Raw genomic sequence first — 22290 nt, 5'->3', positions numbered from 1 at the left:
AAGTGATTGATGCGACCTCTTCACCCGCTTTTAAAGAAGAACTGGATTGCATCAAGTGGTTGTCAGTATCAAGCCTGTCCGCCTGACGTTAAATTGGTGCGTTCCCTAGCTAGGGCTAGCCCGAGATACGAAATACTTTAAATGGTGGGGGCCAGCCATGGTGAGATATATCGATTGTATGCATGTGTATTGGATTGAGGGGAGAATGCAAAGTGTATCCCACCATCTCTAATGCCAATCAGGACACGGCAACTTACCATTGATGTGCAGCAAAGCTTAATAGACTCATAAGGAAACAGGGCAAGGGTTTTCCCTAGGTGAAAACTCTTTTATTCCCCCTAGAATGTTTATCCGATCTAGTCGATTTCACTCATAACTTCAGGACGACATGTCGTTAATTTGATGCGTATAAGGATAGTGATCAAATTCGCCGCATTGCTGTTTATGCTCATACCGGTGTCGGGTTTAGCCTCGGAGACTATGTGCGGTGTAGATAAAGCGATGGATTGCCGTCGTTCAGAGGCTGCCAATTCCGACCGTGGTGTGGCTGCTATCCATTATAGTCCTACGCTGGATGGTAGGATCTTATACAGACATCATGACAATCTTGTTGAGTTCGATGTCGAGAGAGGAACTACCCATACAGTGCCGATCCCTGGCGCAGAACAGGTTGCTATTTCGTACAGCGGTACTGAGTATGCAGCAATCTATTCCCACAATAATGGGTCGGTGCAGTACGACGAAATATCTCTAGTGAGCTTTCGTGAAGGCGGTGTCTCCAGATTCTCCACCATTTTAGGTCAAGCTCTGTCGGCACCATTGATATCTCCCAATGGGCAATTTGTTGCTTTGTTATTGCGGTACTCTTCCTCGAACTTTGGGAAGCAGGGTGAGTCTATTGGGCTCTACAGCAAAGACGGCAACTTTATTAATAGCTATTCTGCAACTGATGGTGAGATCGGCGATTTTACTTGGCACCCAAATGGACGGTTGCTCGTCAGTGTCGACAACAAAATTATTTTTGTCGCAGTTGGTGACCCGGCACGACAGCACGTTATAACCAACCTCAGCCACAAGCCCCATAACCTTGCAATCAGCAGAGACGGCAAACAATTGGCTTTCAGCATGTACGATGAAGAAAGCCGGAATAACCACATTTTTGTAATGGGTGTTGACGGGAAAAATCTAAGGCGGATAACGGCATTTAATGGCTCTCAAGTCTATCCGACGTGGTCACCTGACGGTCAATACATTGCTTTCTTTGATGAATATTCAAGCTTTGAGAATGGAAACAATGTTTGTCAAGCTATCTATGTGGTTAAGGTTGACCAATATGGTATTGATGTATCCAAGCGAAACAATAGAGAAGTCTCTACCTTTCAACAAAAAACATTGACTAATAACGTTGTAGACACCTGTGTTAATCCGACAAGGATTGATTGGATTCCTAACCTGCCAGAGTCGCGCGGTGTTGCGGCCTCTATTTCAGGATCTGAGAATGGAACACCTGTTTTAGCCGGGCATTCTCAAATTGGACCTATTAAATACGATAACGAAGGTTGTTTATCCCTTGAAAAAGAAGGTTTAAGTTGGATGATTGCCAATGCTCAATCTCCACAAGGGGAATTTACCTGGTTTATACCGGGCAGTCAGGCCAATCCTGGCCATCAGGGAGGACCAAATCTGTGCCGAGGGATAGAAGCGTGCAATATCTCTGACTACCTCAGTTTGGTCAACCGTACCAAGCTCTGCGGTTATGATGACTGGAGATTACCCTCTCGCACAGACTTTAGAAGTCTTGAAGGATATGTATCTGAAGGCATGCTGAGGTCGCATTTTACCGACATACAGAATCATACCTATTGGACAAATGAAACGATGGAAGAGAGTGAGGACATGGCATGGGCCGCATTGTTATCAAATGATCAATTGGAAATTGTAAGTGGCTATAAGAATGGCCCTGCAAGAGTGATTTTGGTCAGAGGCGGTTGCCCGAGAGGGACTACGTGCATTCTGAACTAACTTTGATTGTGATAGATAAATTCGGGAGATGGAATAACCGGCTAAATGACGTGGTCAACTGATTTGTGACAACCCAGTTAAGCAACTTTTCGTAGTTCTCTCCAGGCTGATTCATATTGATTCGGGCTTTGATAATCCAAATATGAATGTAGCCGAAAGCTGTTGTAGAACATCGTGATGTAATGCAACACATCTTGCTGTGCTTCTCGTCGAGTCTGGTAATGTCGCCATTGAATCCGTTCTTGCTTCAGACTACCGAAGAAGCTCTCCACTACCGCGTTATCCCAGCAGTCCCCCTTTCGACTCATGCTACCGACAAAACCATGGGCTTTTAACAGCTGACGATAGCGTTGGCTGGCATATTGAGATCCTCGGTCAGAATGGACAATTAAGCCAGGCTTTGGCCGTCGCTGCCAGACAGCCATGGTCAACGCATCACATACCAGTTGAGCCTTCATGCGTGAACTCATGCTCCAGCCCACGACCTTACGGGAGAATAGGTCTATCACCACAGCCAGATACAGCCAACCTTCCTGCGTCCAGATATAGGTGATATCACAGGCATAGACCTGATCAGGATGATCTACCTGGAAGCCTCGGTTCAGCACATTTTCAAACACTGGCTGTCGGTGATTGCTGTTGGTCGTGACCTTGTATCTCTTTCGGTAACGAACCTGGATTCCCGCCTGTTTCATCAAACTTCGCGCTTTGTGTCTCCCAACGGGGAAGCCTAAAATATTCAAGGCTTTTCGCATCCGGCGGCTACCATAACTATGATCGCTGGCCTCCGCCATCTCACGTACACATTCCAGCATTTCCTGGTGCCGTGGATCATCGCGAGAAGTCGAACGGCTTCGCTTCTGGTAACCGTAAAAGCCATTACGGGGGACACCCAGAACTCGACACATCAGGTCAATCGGCCAGGTCTTCTTTCTTTGGGCGATAAACGAGTATTTCACTTCGTTTCTTTGGCAAAGAAGACCGCTGCTTCCTTTAAGATTTCCCTCTCCATTTTCAATTGGCGATTTTCCTGCTTCAGGCGCCGAATCTCTTCCTGCTCTGGTGTTAGCTTGCCGTTGCCACGGAAGGCTTGGCCGTCTTCTTTGCGATGCTCTTTAATCCAGCGCCCCAGCATAGTGGAGTTAATACCAAGGCTCCGAGCAGCATCGGTTTGACTGTAGCCCTGATCCAGAACCAGGCTGATGGCATCCAATTTAAATTCTTTTGAATATTTCTTTCGTGTGGTCAATTTCTTCATCTCCAGTTAAGGGTATTATCCTTAACTGGGTTGGTCAGTTCTATTAGGCCACGTCAAAACAATGCGACCTTTATATTTTCCTCTAGCTCGATACCCCTTAGCTAGACCCACGGAAACAGTTTATGCGAGCAATATAAAGTAGCGATCACCAGAAACCACTCGTCTTTCCTCATAAATTCATAACTTTTTGACAATAGTTTTTAAATTTTGTCGTAGATTTAAAATCGGCCAGCTAAGTAATGGACTTAGTTTTCGTCGCGTATGGTTTGAATAGAGGCGTGAAGACTTGGTGGGGCAGGTCAATGCTCCTTGGGACGAGGTATACCTCCCCAGATATTTTCATAAGGCTGACTAAGCCAAATGTCATACTCGGGTGTTTACTAGCTAGGGTTCTCACCGATAGAAAAATTCATTCTGTTTGAGAGTATATGAAGCATCAAGGAGTTTATTCTCAAACATCTTGGTGCTTTGTCTATTTTTCTGAAAAGAGGACGGTTATGAATATTGGTGGACTTATTGGTGGTGCTGGCGGTGGCGGCCTGGGAGGAATTCTGGGTGGCGGTGGCCTTGGTGGCCTTCTGGGCGGAGGTGGTGAAGGCTCCGGCGGATTGCTGTCGACTATCGGTGGGATAGTAGGAGGCATATTTGGAGGCCCCATAGGGTCTATGTTAGGCCAGCTGGCCGGGGATATTCTCGGTAAAGTCCTGGATGAGGGGATGCAGCAGAACGGGAATTTCACCCAACAGATGCAAGATGATGTGCATTCACAGTTTGGCACTTCTTCTCAACATGGTTCAACGATGGATGAGCTTCTGGGGCAAGCCTCAAAACTGCTTAGTGCTACAGACTTTAGTCGTTTGACTCGAGATATTGATGCATTGCGAAGTGAAGTAGACACTTCCCTAAGTTTATACGCTTCCAAAGCTGCATAGCAGGTTTAAAGGGCGGGAATCGACACTATCTCATGGTTCCGCCCTTTTCAGTTATTGCATAGTTTATCTGTGTGTATTCATCCTTTAGAAACAAAACTCATAACCCCTAGATAAGTAACAGTTGATAGGGTTTTCCCCAGATTTAATTGTCCGCTTATACGGCTACTATATTCCAACTTTTATCGACAGTCTCACGAATAGGGAGGTTCAAATGTTATTTCTCAATACTCGTAAAATAATCGAGCCGGTTATGGTGGCGGTTATCTCAGTTGCAATGATGGGATGCGTCAGTGGTAAGGCGATTACTAAGAAAGAATATGCCAATACCATTGAAAAAGCTGTAAACGCTGACTTTTTGTATGGCGAGTATCCACAGCTATCTTCTTGTTTCTCAGAGAATTCAGGTAAGTTAAAGAAATCTCTTGATCAGTCTATTGATCAATGTAGGAAATCCCAGCTCGCCAAAGTCTCTGACTCTGAAATGCTTTCAGCCGCAGCTCAGCAGAACTTCACTAAACGGGTAACGAAGTGTGGCCTATTTGATTACCTTCAGAATCACCGGGATAGCTACAAAGGTAACCAGGATGGAAATTGTAAGCTGGTATCAAATATGTACCGCAATATCATTCGTAAGAATGTCGACGTATTTTAAGAAATCACAACGATAGATATTAACGACGCAGGGCAATTTAAAAGTGTCGGCTAGAGAACAGCCGGTAAAGGAAATCGGTAGATTGGAGTTTGTATGAATAAGCAGTTTCTGAAAGTGGGTATAAGCGTTGGTTGTATCTCGTTGAGCATGTTGGCAGCGGCACAATCCCAGGACTTGGAGTATAGGGAGCCTACCAGGGGTTTTCTGCAGGAGTTTGGATACTCCTCAGGTGTTGGGAATGCATCGGTAGAAATGACTACTAGTATGGAAGATAGCGGGATTGGTGGTGGTGTTCGTTTGGGAATGCCGAATTCTGAACTGATATTGGATAGGTCGACTGATACTGATGAGAACACTGCAATACTAAAATGGGAATTGCCAGAGTTCCAATTGGGTGATCAAGCTAAACTCTATTGGTCTGTTATTGGTGGATTAGGGCTGGGGCACATTGAGGGGGATAACGATGTTGAGGCGGATTATTCAGAGATCGCTCTTGGTGTAGCTGCCACCGCAGAAATGGGTGATTTTCTGCTGAATATTCAGCCCGCTCTGATCAGATATGATGTAGAGAAAGATAACGGTGCCGGTAATAAAACTGAAAATGATGACACCTATTTCTCTCTAGGGATTGGAGCTTATTATAACCTGATGGATACTCAGGTAGGTCGATTCAAAGTTGGTTCCGAGATTAACTTTTCTTCTGCGGATGACGACAATGGAAATGAGAGTGATGATGACACCGTTTTCTTGATTGGGGCGCGTTGGATATATAACGAACATCTGACCCTGGATGTCGTTCCGCTGATTTTTGCGGACCAGGATAAACTTTCTTTTCCAGGATCTATCAGACTTAATGCCGCTTTCTGAGTGTACAGTGTCGCAAGAGGCATTAGCCTCTTGCGATTAAATTTTTTCCTGGCCAGTTATATATTTATTGCTGGAAGGATAGTGAAAGAAATCCCTCAGAAACGCTCTGTATAAATATGCAATGTTGGCCCATTGAATATGTTGCCCAAGAAAACCCGGACACAATTGATATTAGTTTCGGATAATAGAGGATCCGCTCTTGGTTCCCAGATAAATCTGGCTGAAAGCCAGGTATGTTTGATTGGAAAAGACAGTCTCTGTGATTTTGGCGGAATCAGTGAAGGTTTGCTCGATAAGCATTGTGTTGTAAGTTGTTGGCAGGGAAAGGTCTGGATCAAATCGCTGGCAGAGGCCACCCTTGAAGGGGCGCTGCTACCTATTGATAAGAGTTGTCTCTGGCAGGTGGGCCAAAAACTGACACTGGGCAATCTGGAGTTAGTGCTTCAAATTCGACATTCCCCATGGCAGAAATTATGTCGCTTCTACAATGATCATCTAACCGGCTTCTCTGCATTAACTTCCTATCCCTCCTATCGAGCGGCTCTTTTAACCGTTGTCAGTGCTCTACTATTGGCTGGCTGGTGGGAATATGATTTGAGTAAAGAATCTATTCCTATGAAGCAGGAGGTTGTGAATACTGTTTCAGAAGACTTTGTTGATTCGGGGTCTGCTGATAACGAAAAAATGGCTAAAGTCGCCGACGATGTGGCTGAAGTGTTTCGCCTTTCGGGACTGTCGGTAACGACTTCCGTTGCTGGAGTGGGAGAGATACTGGTGCGTGGACATTTTGTTGATGATCACCTGCTTAGAAAAGTCATCTATTCCAATACGATGAGAGAGGTCTCGGGACTCGGTAAAATTCTGGTCGAAAATTATAGAGCTAAAAGCCCTTTGGTATCAGGAGTACCGTATAGCTACATTGACCATGTTGTTGATGGTGAAGATAAATATATTGTCACTACTGACGGATCAAGGTACTACGTGGGTTCCAGGCTGCCAGATAATGGGAAGCTATCTGAGATAAACCAGAACTACATTGTGGTAGAGCGAGGTGGAGAATTCTTTGAAATACCAAAAGAAAAATTCACTGTTGTAGAAATGGAGGCACACTACAAGCAGGGTGAGGATCTGTTCTCTAAGAATGCGGATAAAGATTTGTATGATGGTTATATTAGTGAAGCTGCTCGCTTGTATAGTGTGTCAGAAGCCATTATACGAGCGGTAATTCACGTTGAATCCGGTTTTGATCCTCTGGCTGTTTCCCACGCCGGCGCAATGGGCTTAATGCAGTTAATGCCTGATACGGCAGATAGTCTCGATGTGACCAATCCCTTTGACCCATATCAGAATATCCATGGTGGGGCTAAACATCTGAAGTCATTACTTAAGCGTTATGGCAACAACTTAACACTGGCTCTTGCTGCATATAATGCGGGAGAGGGTGCTGTTGCACGGTATGGTGGAGTTCCACCTTATCAGGAAACTCGAGACTATGTAGCGAAAGTGCAGCGGCTGGTTTCTTCCTATGATGACACTCCTGTCCGATGATGTTGGACCTGGCGGTGTCAGGCCAGTGCTTCTGAATTGAAACTCTATCTAAAACCCCAAACTCTTTTTAAGTAAATTTTTCGCAGTAGCATCGGTCAGGTTTGGCTTATCGTCAGTGTCATCGAAGTATGAGGAGATATTGTCAAAGAGTTGCTCTTGCTTGGATCTCGGGCTATATGATGTCACTGAGTTGATTAGTTCAATACAGAGCCAATCTTCAGGGGCTGACAAATATAGGAGTTCCAGTTGTTGTGCTCCTAGTTCAATTGCTGCTTGATTGAAGAGTATTCCACGCTTTTGGGCTGGCATATGGCTGATGCCAATCATTGTGCTGTCGAGTGGGTTGTCAGTGGCTTTCTGGTGGGGAGTTCTCTTACGTCGTAATAATGCCTTTGTCGGTCCCTTCTGAGTCAGCCTGTCTAGAATTCTTAGTAGGTCTGACTGAGCGATATTATAAAATGCGGGATGTAACATGCCATCACTGGTTAAGAGACCCTGCATGTTTAACTGGTTGGGTAAAACGGGTTGTGAGTTTTGCTGCTGACCTACTAAGATCGAATTTAATGACGTGCCGATGCTATTTGTCATACTTGTCCATCGTCATGGGCAGTGAGAAATCCTTCTTGTCTCGCTTTATGTGCGGTTTCCTGAGCCCATCTTAGTAATTCGGCTACGGGTTCGAAGAAATCCGGAGTTATATAGGTGTCTAAAGCTATTTCCTGATTCAGACCCCGCGCCAAATCGATGTTTTGCATGATGGGAATGCCTTCTTCCTCCGCCGTTTCACGAATTCTCTGAGCCATATATCCTTCGCCTTTCGCCACAACCATCGGGAGATCCGTTTCCTCTTTGTCGTAGTACAAAGCAACTGCAATATGGGTGGGGTTTACTACGACTACGTTGGACTTACGTACTGCGGCAAGCATATTTTGCTGTGACCATTCCTGATGTAACTGACGACGCTGCCCTTTTACCTGAGGATCCCCCTCATTGTCCTTGTGCTCCTGTTTGATATCTCTGCGGCTCATCATCAAGTCTTTGATGAACATGTGTCGCTGGTATCCCATATCCAATATGCTGATAAAAAAGAAAATAAAAATAACGCTGGAGACAACCAGCATAATGGTGTCCCAATGAGCCAGCAGGGCATTTTTAGGCGACTCTGTATAGGGCAACAACAAATACTCTGGTATACGCTGGCGGGCAAGAAGGCCAACGATCAGGATCAGGGCCATGGTCTTAAACAGGGCCTTCACAACTTCAATAAAATTCTTTTGTGAAAACATGCGTTTAATTCCCTCTCCCGGATTGAGATGATTCATGTTTGGGGTGACACGCTTAAATGCCAGTACCGGACCAACCTGGAGGAACTCAATGAAAGTTCCAATGAGAGAAGCTGCTAGAAGGCAAGGAACTATGATGAGCAATAATGTCTTAGCTGATTCGATAATCAAGTGAATCAATGTCTGATTATCGATAGCCGGGACCGTTTGGAATACGGTCAGGAATAGAAAGTGAATTCTTTCATATGCCAAGGGGGCTGCATATGTGAGCATCAGTAGCCAGATAAGCAGGGACAGAGTCTTGCTCAGGTCCTGGCTTTTGTGAACTTGTCCATCTTTGCGTGCGTCTTTGAGGCGCTTGGAGGTGGGCTTCTCCGTTTGATCTGCACCCTTTTCCTGTCCCATGTTTTTCTAACCTCTAACCTCTAACCTCTAACCGAGAACACATATATCGATGCCCCTGATCTTGGCCTGTGATGCGTAATGCGCCTTTGTCGATATACTGCAAAGGGTACCAGCAGGCACTTGTGTATTGAGCTAGGGTATACCCGAGTTTAAGGATGGTATAAGGGCATCTAAAATTTATAAGACGATAGAGTCAGACGTATATTGTGTGCTGATTTCATTGCTGTGTTTGGTGCCAAAACTTTTTTTTGGTCTATATTATTGAACGTTGGGTAATTTGGGTGTGGTTGGAGTAAGAACTTAGGGTTCCGGTTTCCAATGTCGTCTGAATCTCCAGGAGATCTACCCATTAATATTTATTTGAATTAAGAACCACCGTTATGAGTATCGAACTATCTCCTCCAAGCAGATTAATGTCAGTGCTGAATGAACTTAGCCCGTCTAATCAGACGGCTAGTGTTGTTCATACAGCAGCTGAGGAAGTCTCTGCAGTGAACGCTCATGTCGATTTGCTGAATTTGGAATCTACTCAAACCCCGTCTTTGGATCCGGCTTCTTCGTTATTGTCTAACGATTTTGGGGCAGGGGATTTGTCCCCCTATGCTCAAGACAGCTTGCCAGAGATAGATGCTTCTATGGCTGTGGCGAGTCAGGCTCAGCAATGGGTGCAATATATACTTTCTGCCTGGTTATGAATGAGCATTCTGCCACTCAGTTGATAGTCCAGTTGTTATGATATGAACCATCATCAAATTCAGCAATTGATCGAAGAGCCGGAGCAAGGTGCTTCATCAGATCGTTGGTTATTTATGACTGGCAGACTACAGCAGGCTATGCTGGCCATTTCGGATATAGACGTGCGCCTTGGTGTTTTGAATCAGCTTTCTGAGCAGCTAGGCAACCATGGATACCCTGGGTTTATAAAGTTGCTGATGCTTTTGTCGAAAGTTGGCGATGCTAAGGCAAAAGCTATCCTGGCCGAAACTATTGCGACTGCGGTACAACGGACAGATGTTCCGACAGGTGTGTTAAATGCCTGGGGCAGTAGTCAGATTATTAATGGTGGGGACTACTCTTCACCCATCAGTGCCAGTAATTTGTTAAGAAGTTATTGGGGGGAAGCTCCCCAGCGAGGCCTGGGCCCGATTGAATATCTGACAGTCTGGTATGGGCAGAAAACCCAGCGTCCCTATTTATCAAATGACGCCTATGAAGAGGCAATTGCCAGTTTGATATCGTTGTTTAACTGCAGTAACCAGGCACGATTACTGTATGCAGGGAAGATTCTATCTGATGTGCAGTCTGTGTCCGAAGGAGCCTACACCCGTCAAACGAAACTCCGTTTGACCCGCCTAGGGGAAAGTTGGCTGGAAAATGATTCACCTGAACAAATTTCCAGAGATGTTATGAGTATCTAAGGACTCTCTTTAGTGGCCTAATAACCCGGACTCCAAGTTAGGTGGCTTTTCAGGCGGATCCTAAGTTGTACTCAAAAAGCTTCATTGGGTCAGGAAAACAGGTTTGCCATCACATCTAATAATTCCTGGTTTGCAAAAAGTTTCTTAAGTACCACTTCAACGATTGCCCCCAGACTGATTACCAGTATGAATGATGAAAGCCAAAACTTTATCGGCATGGAAAGAGACAGAACGTTAATCTGCTGAGCAAAGCGGTTAATCAAGCCCAGAGACAAATCCACCAAGGCCAGGACCAGCATACCTGGTAGGGCAATCATCAACGCCTTCGTCATAATAAATTCTAATTCCTGAATAAATATCATGGCACTGTGAAGGCTTAAATTAAGCAGTATTTCCTGAATGGGCCACAACTTATAAGAACCTAGTAGCACGTCAAGGAAGATCAGAAAGCCGCCGCTCACCATAAATAGCCAGGTAGCAAAGCGTGAAAGCCAAAGCCCAGTGGGCGTTGTTTGGTGTCCTTGAATAGGGTCCATTGCATTGGCCATATTGGAGCCAGTTTGAGTATCAAGTATTCCCCCCGCAATACTGAGTGCCCAAAATATAGAACCAAATAGAAAGCCCATACAAGCACCAAGAAAAATTTCCTTAAGCACAATAAAGGGCCAGATATAACTGGGGATTGATCCCGGATCAATGGTTGCAAAGGCTATGGGATAAACCATGATGGCCAGGCTGACAAACAGGCTGTTGCGAACCAGAGCTGGAACCGATTCCTGAGTTAATAGGGGAAGAACGACAAATGCCGCACCAATTCTGGGAAGGCATAAAGCGGTGCCCAGCAATGTGGTTTCAACCAGATTCAGTGCTTCGTTGTACATTGCCTGGGTAGCCATACAAGGTCAGTGGGTCCTGACTAATGTGGGAAACTCGGAGAAAATTCTATCCGCAAACTGGTAAAGCGTTTCTCCCAGAAATCCGGCAGTGAGAAATAAGGTCACAACAATCACCGTCAGCTTTACGGTAAATGCAAGAGTTTGCTCCTGCAGTTGGGTAACGGATTGCAAGAACGCTACCAACAAGCCAGACACTGAAGCGGCAATGATACAGGGAGCCGAAAGCAGTAGAACCAGCCATAAGGCGTCTTGGGTGAGTCTTATTACGTCGGAGTCCACAATCTCTGCTTCCTATAGATAAGTAATGACCAGTCCGTGGACTAAATGTGTCCAACCGCTGACAAATACAAAGAGCAGCAGCTTAAAGGGGAGTGATACCATGGTTGGTGCTAGCATCATCATCCCCAGTCCCAGCAGAATATTGGAAACCACCAAGTCTATCACCAGAAAAGGCAAGAATATCAGAAAGCCGATTTGAAACGCTGCGGTGAGCTCACTGACAGTAAACGCTGGAACCACAACCAACAAATCTGTGTCGGATACTGTCTTGGCCGCATCTTCCGGAAGTAATCTCTTGGCGCTGCGAAAAAAGAATGCACGTTCTGACTCACTGGAGTGTTTGATCAGGAAGTCCTTCAATGGATCCTTGCCAATTTCGGCTAGTGTCAACATTTTCTCCAGCGAGACTTTCTCATCTGGAGACTGCTCCATTTCTGTTGTGATTAAACTGTGAGTGCTCAATATCACCGGGTACATCACGTAGATGGACAAAATGAGAGCCAGCCCATTTAATACGACATTTGGAGGAACCTGTTGCAGCCCTAATGCATTACGAAGCAGGGAAAGGACTACGACAATCTTGGTGAAGGATGTGATCATGACCGCGACGAAGGGCGCCATGGCGACACCGACGACCATGATAATGATGGCCCCGGGACTTAAATTGCCAACGTCCATATTTAACCCAGCTCGGTAATGCGAATGCCCAGCTGGTCTCCTACGATAACCAACTCGCCTCTCCCAACAGGGTGACCGTTAGCTAGTAGTGTTGCCTCTCTGGTATGGTCCTCTGAAGGAATTTTAAGAGTATGCCCCGGTTCCAGTTGGTTTAGCTCATCAATAGAAAGGGAGAGTTTGCCAACGAGTATATTAATATCGATGGGGAGGTCGTTAATCTTGTAATGCTCCTGTTCTTGAACTTTTGGATCTAGGGGGGAGTCATCATTGGAAAGCGACTGCTGAGACGGGTTTTCCTGATTCATACACATAACATCCTTCATAGTTTTATGACTGCTCGCCAGAGCCGTCGTCTTATTCTGAAGACTTTTCTCCGGGCTGACTGCCGGGGAGAAAATGGAGCACAGAACATACTGCCTTTCATGCTTCGCAAGGTTCCAGAGAGGCCTGTTAGAGCTGGAATGAACCAGTCTCAACTGGCTCAGCAAGGCGTCTTTGGTTCCCGCTAAAAAAATATCTCCCGGTCGCAATGTAAGAAGTTCTTCATATTTTATTGGTTCGCCTGTCATTCTAATGTCGAGAGGCAGTTGGAGATCACTGATAAAGTTTTGGAATGGAAGATTTGCTCGCTCCCAAATGGGGCGTTTGGTCAGCAATAAAAGAGTGCTGGGGCACAGAGTCATAGTGCCCACTGTCAATTGATCCTGGTATTCAACCAGGAATTTCAGGTGCATGCTGTTTTCCTGTGGAAAACATTCGTGGTGGCTAACTTCCTCTACTCTCCAGGAGATCCCCGTTAACTCATCGAGATGATCAAGAAGGTGTTTGTGTGCAAGGCTAAAGGTCAACGGTTGGTGGTCCCGATGAAAGTGGGTCCAGTGTTTGTCATTAACAGGCTGATTCCAGTGATCGCTATCGATGGCAAGCCATAGGTGCTTCTCTTCACTTTTCAACTTAATCCAGTGCTTCGCGTTTCTACGTTCATATTGGAAGCGCCAATGAGACAGCTTGGAATCCACGTTGACTTTTGCATAGATTCCCCGGCTATGCAGGATGTTGATCTGCTGAAGAAGAGCGTCAGGAATAGAGGGGAGCTCCGGCCTTAACGATCTAATTTCCGGGGAGGTGTTCTCTATTTCGGTCTGATAACTGTTGTGGTCCATTGTCACGGGGACGTTCCATTTTATAGTTGGTCAGTATGCTCAGGCATAGCCCAGGGTTAGCTTAATAAGATCCTGAACATTTCTAACGCCTAACTTATTGGACATGTTGGCTCTATGGAGTTCGACAGTTTTAATGCTTATTCCCAATACATCCGCAATTGTCTTGTTGAGCTTTCCTGCGCAGACTAATTCCAGTACCTGTCGTTCTCTGGGTGAGAGCTTTGACAATAGATTGAATGATTCGACAGGGTTCCGTAGTCCGCTCATAGGGCTTGTGACGGCATGGCGAATAGCCTCAAACAACTTTTCCTGGTCAAATGGTTTTTCCAGGAAATGCGCGGCGCCTCTACGCATGGCTTCAACTGCCAATGGAATGTCGGCATGGCCGCTAACCATGATGACGGGATACTGTATGCGGTGATGCCACAGCTTATCCATTAGCTCGATGCCACTACCGTCAGGCATCCGCAGGTCTGTGATTATGCAGGCGCTCTCAGGCCGCCTTTTTACCTCCAGCAGGGTATCAACAAATGCCCTTCCTGAGGCGAATTCGCTCACGTGCATGCCCTCGGCTTCCAGAGCGAAAGCCGTTGACTGGCGAAATGGAGAGTGATCGTCAATTAGGTATACCTGTATGGCTTCCATGTATTCAGTCCTTGTTTCAAATTTCCTGTGTCTACTACTTGGTCTTATCACTTTTTTTAGTCTAATGACTTGCCGGTTGTGTCGAGACACTTGTTCTTATTTTTATGTGCTGATATTACTTTTTATATTTGAACGAAATGTGATTCCTACTTTGACGTTGGTAGCGTGCATACAAAGGTGCTTCCGGATTTGTCCTCAAAGTTCTCAAAATAGAGACGGCCCCCGTGAAGCTCAATAATGCTTCTACAGATCGCCAGTCCTGCCCCCATCCCGTTGTTTTTGGTTGAGAAGAAAGGGTTGAACACCTTGTGCTGGTTTTCTTCCGCTATTCCTGTGCCACCATCCGATACCCTGAATTCAATCCTGTGATCGGAAGCGCATGATGCAGATATGCGGATGACTCTTTTCTCTGCAGGTGTTTTATCCATGGCTTCAATGGCATTCCTGATGAGATTGGCAAAGACCTGTTCCACCATCACTTTGTCCGCTATCACAGCAGGTAGATCATCAGGAAATTCAAGTAATACTTTTATTCGTTGGCTATTCAGATCGATTTTTAGCATTGAAAGCGGGCGCTCGAACAATGAGAGAGCAGTGCTCTCGGTAAACTTCGGTTCCCGAGCCTGAACAAACTCTCGAATTCTGCTAATAACTTCTGCTGCCTGTAGAGCCTGCCGGCTGGCCAGTTGTATTGCATCGCATACCTGCTGGGGGGCGTTTTCCTTGAGGGCCAGACGATGAGCTGTAGACAAATAGTTATGAATGGCTCCGAGTGGTTGATTAAGCTCGTGTGCCAGCACTGTTGCCATTTCGCCAACAGAGAGGGATCTTGCCGTTTGCAAGAGTTGCTCATGGATGGCGAGTTTTTGACGCTGAACTGTAATCTGCGTCGATTGGTCTTCAATAATTAACAGATGCCGCAACTCATTGCCGATAGAGTATGTGGATCCGTTAAGTAAGTAACTGCGACCTGAAGACTTGCTATGGGCCTCTATCGGATAATCAATATTCCATGATGGGTCGATGGAAGGGCCATTGATTGACTTGGTTGAAGCGCTTGGGCAGCAGTCCAGATCTTCAAAAAGCAGGAATAGATCCTGAGTCACGACACTCTCAGGCAGTAATGCCTGAAAAGCGCTATTTGCGGCGACTAACCGGCCTTCTGTATCAAAGATCGCTCCCGGTAACGACAGCGATAGTAAAAGAGCTTGATCTAAATTGCTTTGAGAGAATGAATCAATCGCGAAAATTTTATCTACTTGCGGTTCTATTTTTTCTTTGGTATCGAGCATGATTCCCTACCGCTCCTGACTCGTGCATAGACGCTATGCATTTCTAATTAGAGATAAAGTTTATTCCCCATATTTATAGATATGGGCTATATTTAATTTAATACTGTTTAGTTACATCCTTTAAACAGTAAAAAAAGAGCGTAAAAGCTAACATTGTTTTCAGTATGCTTGTAGTAAGTTTAATTACTTATGTTTCTATACTGTCAAAATCAAATTTCAATTCTATACTTTTAAAGTCTCAAAAGACTCATGTGTTACAGGTAATATATTTATATTGTTACATGTAATATTGTGGTATTTCTGTCAAATAGACTGATGTGCTAATGCGCTTGAAAATCCAAGCCACATTAAGTGCATACAATAAATTGCGACATCCTGTCATTCTATTGGTCAAATGGACTAAACCATAGTTGTAGTGCTATCGATCCAAGTGACGTCTTCTATGTAACACCTGCAACAGATTAACTCAGCCGGATAATATTGAGAATGAATTTATCGATGTGTGATAAGTGTGGCTGTGTTTAACCTGTATATATTCGGCATAATAAGACTAGTCCGAATGCATTATTCAATCGGATGTATATATCTGCCAAGTCATAAACATTTCAGGATATTCGATAACAAATTGTCATCAACTAGGTAAAACCCTAGGTTTAGCGAAAGCGAATATGTGATATTTCTAAATAATACATTTCGGTTGTATTGATGAAGTAGTTCATCTGACAGGTTACGTAGACTGATTCTGGCGTGAGAAATATCGCACTGGCACGTTATCCTCATTTGGACAAGTCATCGTTGATGCAGCCTTTTCATATTCGTTCAGTTTAGTCGCCAATTTTGTTTGCGCTAGACAATCGGTTTTCAAGGATTGGAGCTTTTTATCCATGGGGGTTGAAACATCAGTGGGAGCAGGAAACGGATTACGCTCTGCCATTATGAGCGGCCAATACAGCGATTTTGTCCTCGCTTTTGGCGTTGTTGCCATTGTCGGATTGATGATTCTGCCGCTTCCACACGTCGTTATCGACATACTCGTGGCAGTAAATATTCTGATTGCCGTTGGGTTACTTCTACTCTCCATCTATGTGCCGTCCCCATTGGCATTTGCAAGCTTTCCCAGCGTGATTCTGCTGAGTACGCTGTTCAGGTTGTCCCTGTCCATAGCCATTACCCGCCTGATACTTCTTGAAGCAGATGCCGGAGACATCATTGATACTTTTGGGAATATGGTCGTTGGCGGCAATTTGGTCGTCGGTATTGTTGTATTCATCATTATCACGGTCGTTCAGTTTATCGTCATTGCAAAAGGCGCTGAAAGGGTGGCTGAGGTTGCCGCAAGATTCACGCTTGATGCGATGCCCGGCAAGCAGCTTTCGATTGATTCCGATTTAAGAGCCGGCTTGATAGACAAAGATGATGCCAAGAAGAAGCGTCGAATGCTGGAGCGAGAAAGTCAGCTGCACGGTTCATTGGATGGGGCAATGAAGTTTGTTAAGGGCGATGCCATAGCGGGTATTGTCATTTTGATTGTCAACATTCTTGGCGGCCTGACTGTCGGCGTGATTCAAAATGACATGTCATTCGGTGAAGCGGTTCATACATATAGCATTCTGACGATAGGTGATGGGCTGGTATCTCAGGTCCCAGCACTACTCACCTCTATAGCAGCCGGCCTGATAATTACTCGTACCGGATCTGACGAGTCCGAGAGACACCTGGGATCCGCGATTGGAAAGCAGTTCGGGGCGTTTCCTAGGGTATTTTTGATCGGTGGAATCCTGTCACTTCTATTGATGACGATTCCTGGATTTCCCTGGCCAGTATTCCTGGTGCTTGGATTGCTTCTGCTTGGATGGACTATCTGGAAAAACCCCAGCCCTATAGTCCTTCGCTGGTTTCCTGGGTTCGCTAAGGCCGCATCTTCCGAGGCGCAATCTGAAACGGACCATAGTAATGACATAAGGGCTATTGAACCTCTGGCGCCGGTAGCTCTCAGTGCCTCTAAGGATCTTCTGGATACACTCGGAGCTTCTGCAGTGTCGCTGGAACTAAATCGGGTTATCGGTGAGTTGAGAGACAATTATGGAGTGCCTGTTCCTGCAGCGGTTATACAGGAGGACCGCCAGTTACCAGCCGGTGGATATCAGTTGGAGTCTTATGGAGTCAGGCTCGCAAGAGGTCAGCTTGAGCTCGAAAAAAGCTATGCCCTTGAACAGGATGCATTGCAAATTCCAGCAAGGCTGCTGAGTTCAGATCAAGTACCGGATCCTTCGGGTTCAGATATGACTGCAGACCAGTTAGCTGGCCAGTCCGCTGCGTTTATTCCTGAAATGCCTGGTCGCTGGCAAAAGGAGACAGCAGAAAATATTGACTCTCGCCGACTCCTGACGCCAATGGAGTTGCTTGCTATTCACTGCAGGACAGCCCTAATCCGGTACTTACCGATGTTCATGGGGATACAGGAAGCTTCGAACATGGTTAATCAGTGGGCTCAGGCTTATCCTGATCTGATCAAGGAGACTTTAAGAGTTGTTCCACCGCAACGGCTTACTGAGATTCTTAAGCGGTTATTAAAGGAGGGAATATCGATCAGGAATTTGCGGGATGTTTTTGAAGCAATCGCTGATGCCGGTACCCGCGAGAAAGACTTGATCATGTTAACAGAGCTGGTGCGCCAGGCTCTTAAACAGCAGATCAGCCATCATCACACCGATGATCAGCATCGCTTGAGGGCTGTACTGATTCATCCCGACCTGGAGGATCAGGTGCGGCAAATATGCAGAAATATCCAACCTGCCCAGCCGGTTAGTTTACCTCCGGATGTATACGCACAGATAACAGAGAGTTTGAAAGGCTTTATCAGTCAGAGCCACAAATTTCCAAAGCCGATAGTGCTGCTTTGTAACGCTGATATCAGGCGGCAGTTTCGGCAGCTATTGGAAGACGATTTTCACTTACTACCAGTCCTCGCATACCAGGAATTGGTGGGCAATGTTCAAATTTTACCACTGGGGCACTTGAGTCAATGAAGTCACAAGCGTTGAACTATCGGTCAATTATTTCCAGGCATCAAATAAGTGCTCTTTGTGTACTGTGCATTGGTTTGTTTATGTCGGTTACTGTGCTCGCCAAGCCATTACCGTTTCTTAAATCTGAGGACACAACCTATCAGCTAAAAGACGACTCACTGGTTAACTTTCTGCAGGACTTTCTTGGTGACCAGGGAATGCGCAGTGTTCTCAGTGAAGATTTACAGGCTGACAAGCGTACGTTGAACGGCTTACGTCGTGGTCAACCTGAAAAAATTTATAGCAGCATTATCAACTCCAATGGACTGGTGAGTTACTACGATGGATTGACGGTATATATCTACAAAGCGGAGGAAATGCGTAGGGAGTTTCTTGTAGTGCCCCCTGAAAATGCGCGGATGCTGCAGAGGGTGATGGGTCGTATGCACTTGAGTGATAGTGAGAACTATACCCGTGTAGATTCGGAGACTGGATTGGTGGAAATTTCCGGCGTACCTCGTTACGTGTCTCAGGTTCAGAAACTAGTCGGCGTTGTCGCAGAGCGAGATGCTACTGAGGATATGGCATTTCATTACTTTCCACTTAAATACGCCTGGGCTTCTGATCGAACATTTGTTGTTGGTAACCAGCAAGTCAAGGTTGCTGGTGTGGCAACCATACTTCAGCAGGCGGTGTATGGAGGTAATCGCGGACAGTCTGCTGGTGGCGTAGAAGAAAGAACACTATCTGCCCGTGCAACATCTGTTAAAGGCAAGGGGCTGGCCTCAAGAGGAAGTCAGGAGCAGGGAGCCAGAGTTCTGACCCTTAAAGATGGCAAAGACTACACAGTGACGGGAGAGAAAGACGGTCACGCTGGCGACAACAGTTTGATGGGGCTGTCGTATGACATCGGGAGTGGCCCGGGAATTGTGGCAGACACGCAGCACAACGCGATTATTATCAGGGATTATCCTGACAGAATTCCGCTGTACAAAGAATTGATTACCGCATTGGATGTGCCCTCTCAGCTGATTGAAATAGAAGCAACAATCATCGACGTAGATACCAATAAACTGCGCAGTCTGGGTGTCGAATGGCGATATTCAGAGAATGAGAGCAATGGCGAAGTTCTATTTGGTAGCAAGGGGACTAAAGCAAACTTTGTCGATGTTCTTGCCGGCGGTTCTGTGCGGCTTCTGGATCAGTTGCCGGGCTTTCAGATTGGCGCAATCGTCGGTGATAAAGATCAGTTCATAACGAGAATAAATGCCTTGCAGCAGGAAGGTGTGGTGTCTGTAAGCTCTCGCCCCAAGGTCGCGACGCTAAATGATATGGAAGCTGTCATTGAGAGTAGCCGGTCGCTGTATGTCCCTGTAGAAGGGGCCTATGAAGTGGATCTGTTTCAAGTCTTTTCGGGGACGGTTCTCCGGGTAACACCACATGTGATTGAAGCAGACGAGAATACTCAGATTCGCCTAATCGTTGCGGTCGAGGATGGTAATGTTGATCTGCTGGAAGAGACTGAAACACCTGTTGCGACTCGTCATTCGGTGACTACCCAGGCAGTAATAAATGCTGGATACAGTCTTTTGTTGGGTGGCCTGGTACGGGAAGAGGAAACGTCCTCGGTCAGCAAAGTACCGTTGCTTGGGGATATCCCGATATTGGGGAAGCTTTTTCGTTCAGAGTCAAAAGTTCGTCAGAATGCTGAGCGACTGTTCCTGATTTCCCCCCGTATCAAGTTGCCCGATGGATCAGAGGACATGCTGTCCAGATTAGGAACGTCCACTCAGGGGAAGTCTGGCCTTTGGCCGGAAAGCCGTACATGCAAAGGAGATTGCCGTGAAGAACTCGGCAGCGATAGCCTCCTCGTATTCTGATGAAACTTTAATAGCGGCCGATGCGGATGACTACAAGTCATCCCGGCAAACGGGTCGTGGGAAACCTGCTGCCAACCACGCGAAGGACAGCATAGTAGGTACATTCGATGGCGAAGAGGAACCTTGGATTTCAGATGATCAATCGCCAAACGCACTATGGACAAATGGAGGCAATGGCGCTGGCCTAATCAAGATTACAGATGGTTTGCATAGAAATGCGGAGTATCTATGTCAACAGCTGGATATGGTGATGATCGGTGCCAGTACTGATTGTGATCTGGTGCTGGCAGATCCTCAGATTGCCCGTCATCACTGTTTGGTTGTTCTTGGTCAAGATGGATATCTGGTCAGGGCTCTCGATGCTTCAGTGGAGGTTTTGGGAAAAATATTGAATCCCGGTGATCAGGAAAAGGTTGCTGCGGGGACAATGCTGAACCTGGCGGATGTCTCTTTGGAGCTATCTTCCAGAGTTCTGGAAGAGCCTGATACAAATGGAACGATTTCCAGACAACTGAAGCTTTATACCTCGATATTTCTTGTGATGTTGATACTTGTGAGCGGATTGCTGATATGGGGCGGGGAGCTTTACGCAAAAGTGACAGCTGGAGCTGTGGATGAGGTTAAAGCTGTTGAGTCCTTACCTGCACCGTCGGCCGGCACGCCGGTTATTGAGACAAAAGCCAGTGATCTTGCCGGGCAGGTGGGTGAGATTCTGAGGCTCTCCGGGTTACGGGGTAAGACCGCAGAGTTAGGAGAAGGGAAGGTAGAGCTGGTAGGAATATTTCCGAACAAAGACAAACTGGAGCGAGTTATCCATTCACGTGCAATGCAGGATATCAAAGGTCTTCAGCAGGTGGTTGTGCGTAACAAGCTGGAAGAAAAAGTGGACGAGCCCAAGCAGACAGATGACAAGGAAATTGCCAGGGTCATTACCGGACACGATCCCTACGTTGTGACGCGCGATGATGCCAGATATTACCCAGGCGCTGAGTTAGACGTCGGAACAATAATCGATGAAATCAAGCCGGAAGGAGTCATCGTTATTCTTGCCAGTGGTGAGAAACGATTGCTGGAACCTGGAGCCATGTTGTACTGAAAGCTAAGGCTTCCCAGGATTTTTCTGCCAGTGATAAAAGGCAGATGAATGACAATGAGAGCCCGCTCGATCGGGCCAGTAAACCAATATGAAACAAGGAGATTAAAAATGACGAACGTAGTCGCTACAAATGACCTCACTCAAGCTGCATTGACCGCAAATACCGGAACTGGAAATTCTCAGTCTTCTGACCTGGGAAGCTGGTACGAAGCAATGGCCAAAGCATGGGGGAGTGCACTGGATACCCAGGCCGACAAAATTACCACCCTCTCGTCAGAAGTTGGTGAAAACGGTCAGGATAACCCATCAACTATTACTATGCTCACCGCGGAGAGTTTGCGAATGCAGTTTCTCTCAAATAATGCTTCTACTGCTACCTCCAGTGTTGGGCAGGCTCTGGACGCATTGGCTCGTAAATAACCGGAATGGCGTGTTTCAGTTGAAACATTCCCGGCTTGGACATAGAGGCCGGAGTCCATGTCTGATTTATCTGTCTGATATGGAGTTTGGCCAGGGCCATGCGTGTCACAGGTTGATGACTTGTGGCTGATAAGGAGAGAAGTATATGGTCGATGCAGTATCAACCCAGGTATTTGATATGTTGGCTGTCAATGAGCCTGCTGCCACGACAGCAGCTCAGCCGGCTCAGGTATTTGACGTTGCCAATTTTGAAGCCAGTTTGAACGAAGTTGCCCCGGAGCAGTTGGCTCCTGCAGCGGAAGCCAGTGCAAGCAGCAGTGGAGGTTTTAAGGCCGCTATACAGGTACTGGACAGTCTTAACGGAGGGATCGATGCGATTGGTGGAGATGCGCGCAGCATACTCTCCAATACCAACCAGATGACGCCTGGTGAAATGATCTCACTCACAATGAAAGCGCACTCTTTTTTATTTCAGAGCGAGCTGACAGCCAACATTGCTAACAAAACTTCTGAAGGTGTTCAGCAACTCTTCAGGCAACAATCATAGG

General features: G+C 46.2%; 21 protein-coding genes. 12 read left to right on the top strand and 9 right to left on the bottom strand.

The annotated features are described in order from the left end of the window. Nucleotides 1-417: 417 nt before the first annotated feature. The gene (locus BTA51_RS05205; RefSeq protein WP_210404769.1) at nt 418-2022 is read left to right on the top strand and encodes a DUF1566 domain-containing protein; all 1605 of its coding nucleotides are present in this window, start codon (nt 418-420) and stop codon (nt 2020-2022) included. Between the two features lie 77 nt (nt 2023-2099). Here BTA51_RS05205 and BTA51_RS05200 read toward each other — a convergent pair. Next, nucleotides 2100-3271 (bottom strand): IS3 family transposase gene (locus BTA51_RS05200; RefSeq protein WP_371333173.1). Its coding sequence is split into 2 segments (ribosomal slippage): nt 2100-2995 and nt 2995-3271, totalling 1173 coding nucleotides; the frame shifts between segments, so codons are not numbered across the junction. 506 nt (nt 3272-3777) lie between these two features. Here BTA51_RS05200 and BTA51_RS30475 point away from each other — a divergent pair. The 4 genes from BTA51_RS30475 to BTA51_RS30835 all read left to right on the top strand — a co-directional run bounded on the left by BTA51_RS30475 (nt 3778) and on the right by BTA51_RS30835 (nt 7279). Next, complete coding sequence (locus BTA51_RS30475) at nt 3778-4212, top strand: hypothetical protein (RefSeq protein ID WP_094706358.1); 435 nt, start codon at nt 3778-3780, stop codon at nt 4210-4212. Nucleotides 4213-4423: 211 nt separating this feature from the next. Beyond that, complete coding sequence (locus BTA51_RS05190; RefSeq protein ID WP_094706357.1) at nt 4424-4864, top strand: hypothetical protein; 441 nt, start codon at nt 4424-4426, stop codon at nt 4862-4864. 93 nt (nt 4865-4957) lie between these two features. Beyond that, the gene (locus tag BTA51_RS05185; RefSeq protein WP_094706356.1) at nt 4958-5731 is read left to right on the top strand and encodes a hypothetical protein; all 774 of its coding nucleotides are present in this window, start codon (nt 4958-4960) and stop codon (nt 5729-5731) included. 237 nt (nt 5732-5968) lie between these two features. Then, nucleotides 5969-7279 carry a transglycosylase SLT domain-containing protein gene (locus BTA51_RS30835; protein WP_305794051.1) on the top strand — a complete coding sequence of 437 codons (1311 nt, stop codon included), beginning with the start codon at nt 5969-5971 and terminating at the stop codon, nt 7277-7279. 48 nt (nt 7280-7327) lie between these two features. Here the strand turns inward: BTA51_RS30835 and BTA51_RS05175 are convergent, their stop codons facing one another. After that, entirely contained in the window at nt 7328-7867 is a 540-nt protein-coding gene (locus BTA51_RS05175) for a hypothetical protein (protein ID WP_094706355.1), read from the bottom strand. Further along, nucleotides 7864-8967, bottom strand: coding sequence for a type III secretion system export apparatus subunit SctU (gene sctU / locus BTA51_RS05170; RefSeq protein ID WP_094706354.1), 1104 nt, complete (start codon nt 8965-8967; stop codon nt 7864-7866). Before sctU ends, BTA51_RS05175 begins: the two co-directional genes overlap by 4 nt. 380 nt (nt 8968-9347) lie before the next feature. Here sctU and BTA51_RS05165 point away from each other — a divergent pair, with 380 nt between their 5' ends. Together BTA51_RS05165 and BTA51_RS05160 are read left to right on the top strand one after the other, a co-directional pair. Further along, on the top strand, nt 9348-9662 hold the full coding sequence (locus tag BTA51_RS05165; RefSeq protein WP_141215544.1) for a hypothetical protein: 315 nt from the start codon (nt 9348-9350) through the stop codon (nt 9660-9662). Between the two features lie 42 nt (nt 9663-9704). Next, nucleotides 9705-10385, top strand: coding sequence for a hypothetical protein (locus BTA51_RS05160; protein ID WP_094706352.1), 681 nt, complete (start codon nt 9705-9707; stop codon nt 10383-10385). Between the two features lie 89 nt (nt 10386-10474). Here BTA51_RS05160 and sctT read toward each other — a convergent pair whose 3' ends face one another. The 6 genes from sctT to BTA51_RS05130 all read right to left on the bottom strand — a co-directional run bounded on the left by sctT (nt 10475) and on the right by BTA51_RS05130 (nt 15338). Next, on the bottom strand, nt 10475-11281 hold the full coding sequence (gene sctT, locus BTA51_RS05155) for a type III secretion system export apparatus subunit SctT (protein ID WP_094706351.1): 807 nt from the start codon (nt 11279-11281) through the stop codon (nt 10475-10477). A 6-nt stretch (nt 11282-11287) separates the two neighbouring features. Next, nucleotides 11288-11560, bottom strand: coding sequence for a type III secretion system export apparatus subunit SctS (sctS, locus tag BTA51_RS05150; protein WP_305794050.1), 273 nt, complete (start codon nt 11558-11560; stop codon nt 11288-11290). 12 nt (nt 11561-11572) lie between these two features. Next, the gene (gene sctR / locus BTA51_RS05145) at nt 11573-12238 is read right to left on the bottom strand and encodes a type III secretion system export apparatus subunit SctR (RefSeq protein WP_094706349.1); all 666 of its coding nucleotides are present in this window, start codon (nt 12236-12238) and stop codon (nt 11573-11575) included. Between the two features lie 2 nt (nt 12239-12240). After that, nucleotides 12241-13401, bottom strand: coding sequence for a FliM/FliN family flagellar motor switch protein (locus BTA51_RS05140; protein WP_094706348.1), 1161 nt, complete (start codon nt 13399-13401; stop codon nt 12241-12243). Nucleotides 13402-13440: 39 nt separating this feature from the next. Then, nucleotides 13441-14046 carry a response regulator transcription factor gene (locus BTA51_RS05135; protein WP_094706347.1) on the bottom strand — a complete coding sequence of 202 codons (606 nt, stop codon included), beginning with the start codon at nt 14044-14046 and terminating at the stop codon, nt 13441-13443. Nucleotides 14047-14192: 146 nt separating this feature from the next. Next, nucleotides 14193-15338, bottom strand: coding sequence for a sensor histidine kinase (locus BTA51_RS05130; RefSeq protein ID WP_094706346.1), 1146 nt, complete (start codon nt 15336-15338; stop codon nt 14193-14195). Nucleotides 15339-16222: 884 nt separating this feature from the next. Between BTA51_RS05130 and sctV the strand changes: the two genes are divergently transcribed. From sctV to BTA51_RS05105, 5 genes are all read left to right on the top strand, one after another. Then, nucleotides 16223-18367, top strand: coding sequence for a type III secretion system export apparatus subunit SctV (sctV, locus tag BTA51_RS05125; protein WP_094706345.1), 2145 nt, complete (start codon nt 16223-16225; stop codon nt 18365-18367). Between the two features lie 80 nt (nt 18368-18447). After that, the gene (gene sctC, locus BTA51_RS05120) at nt 18448-20226 is read left to right on the top strand and encodes a type III secretion system outer membrane ring subunit SctC (RefSeq protein ID WP_168188069.1); all 1779 of its coding nucleotides are present in this window, start codon (nt 18448-18450) and stop codon (nt 20224-20226) included. Continuing rightward, nucleotides 20189-21322 (top strand): FHA domain-containing protein, encoded by a 1134-nt coding sequence (locus BTA51_RS05115; RefSeq protein WP_094706343.1) that lies wholly within the window; start codon nt 20189-20191, stop codon nt 21320-21322. Before sctC ends, BTA51_RS05115 begins: the two co-directional genes overlap by 38 nt. 108 nt (nt 21323-21430) lie before the next feature. After that, a complete protein-coding gene (locus tag BTA51_RS05110) occupies nt 21431-21742 on the top strand; it encodes a hypothetical protein (RefSeq protein WP_094706342.1) in 312 nt (103 codons plus the stop codon). A 145-nt stretch (nt 21743-21887) separates the two neighbouring features. Further along, a complete protein-coding gene (locus BTA51_RS05105) occupies nt 21888-22289 on the top strand; it encodes a hypothetical protein (protein ID WP_094706341.1) in 402 nt (133 codons plus the stop codon). Nucleotide 22290: the final 1 nt, after the last annotated feature.

This window comes from Hahella sp. CCB-MM4, assembly GCF_002260525.1.
GTDB lineage: Bacteria > Pseudomonadota > Gammaproteobacteria > Pseudomonadales > Oleiphilaceae > Hahella.
This window is presented reverse-complemented; position numbering and strand designations above follow the sequence as displayed.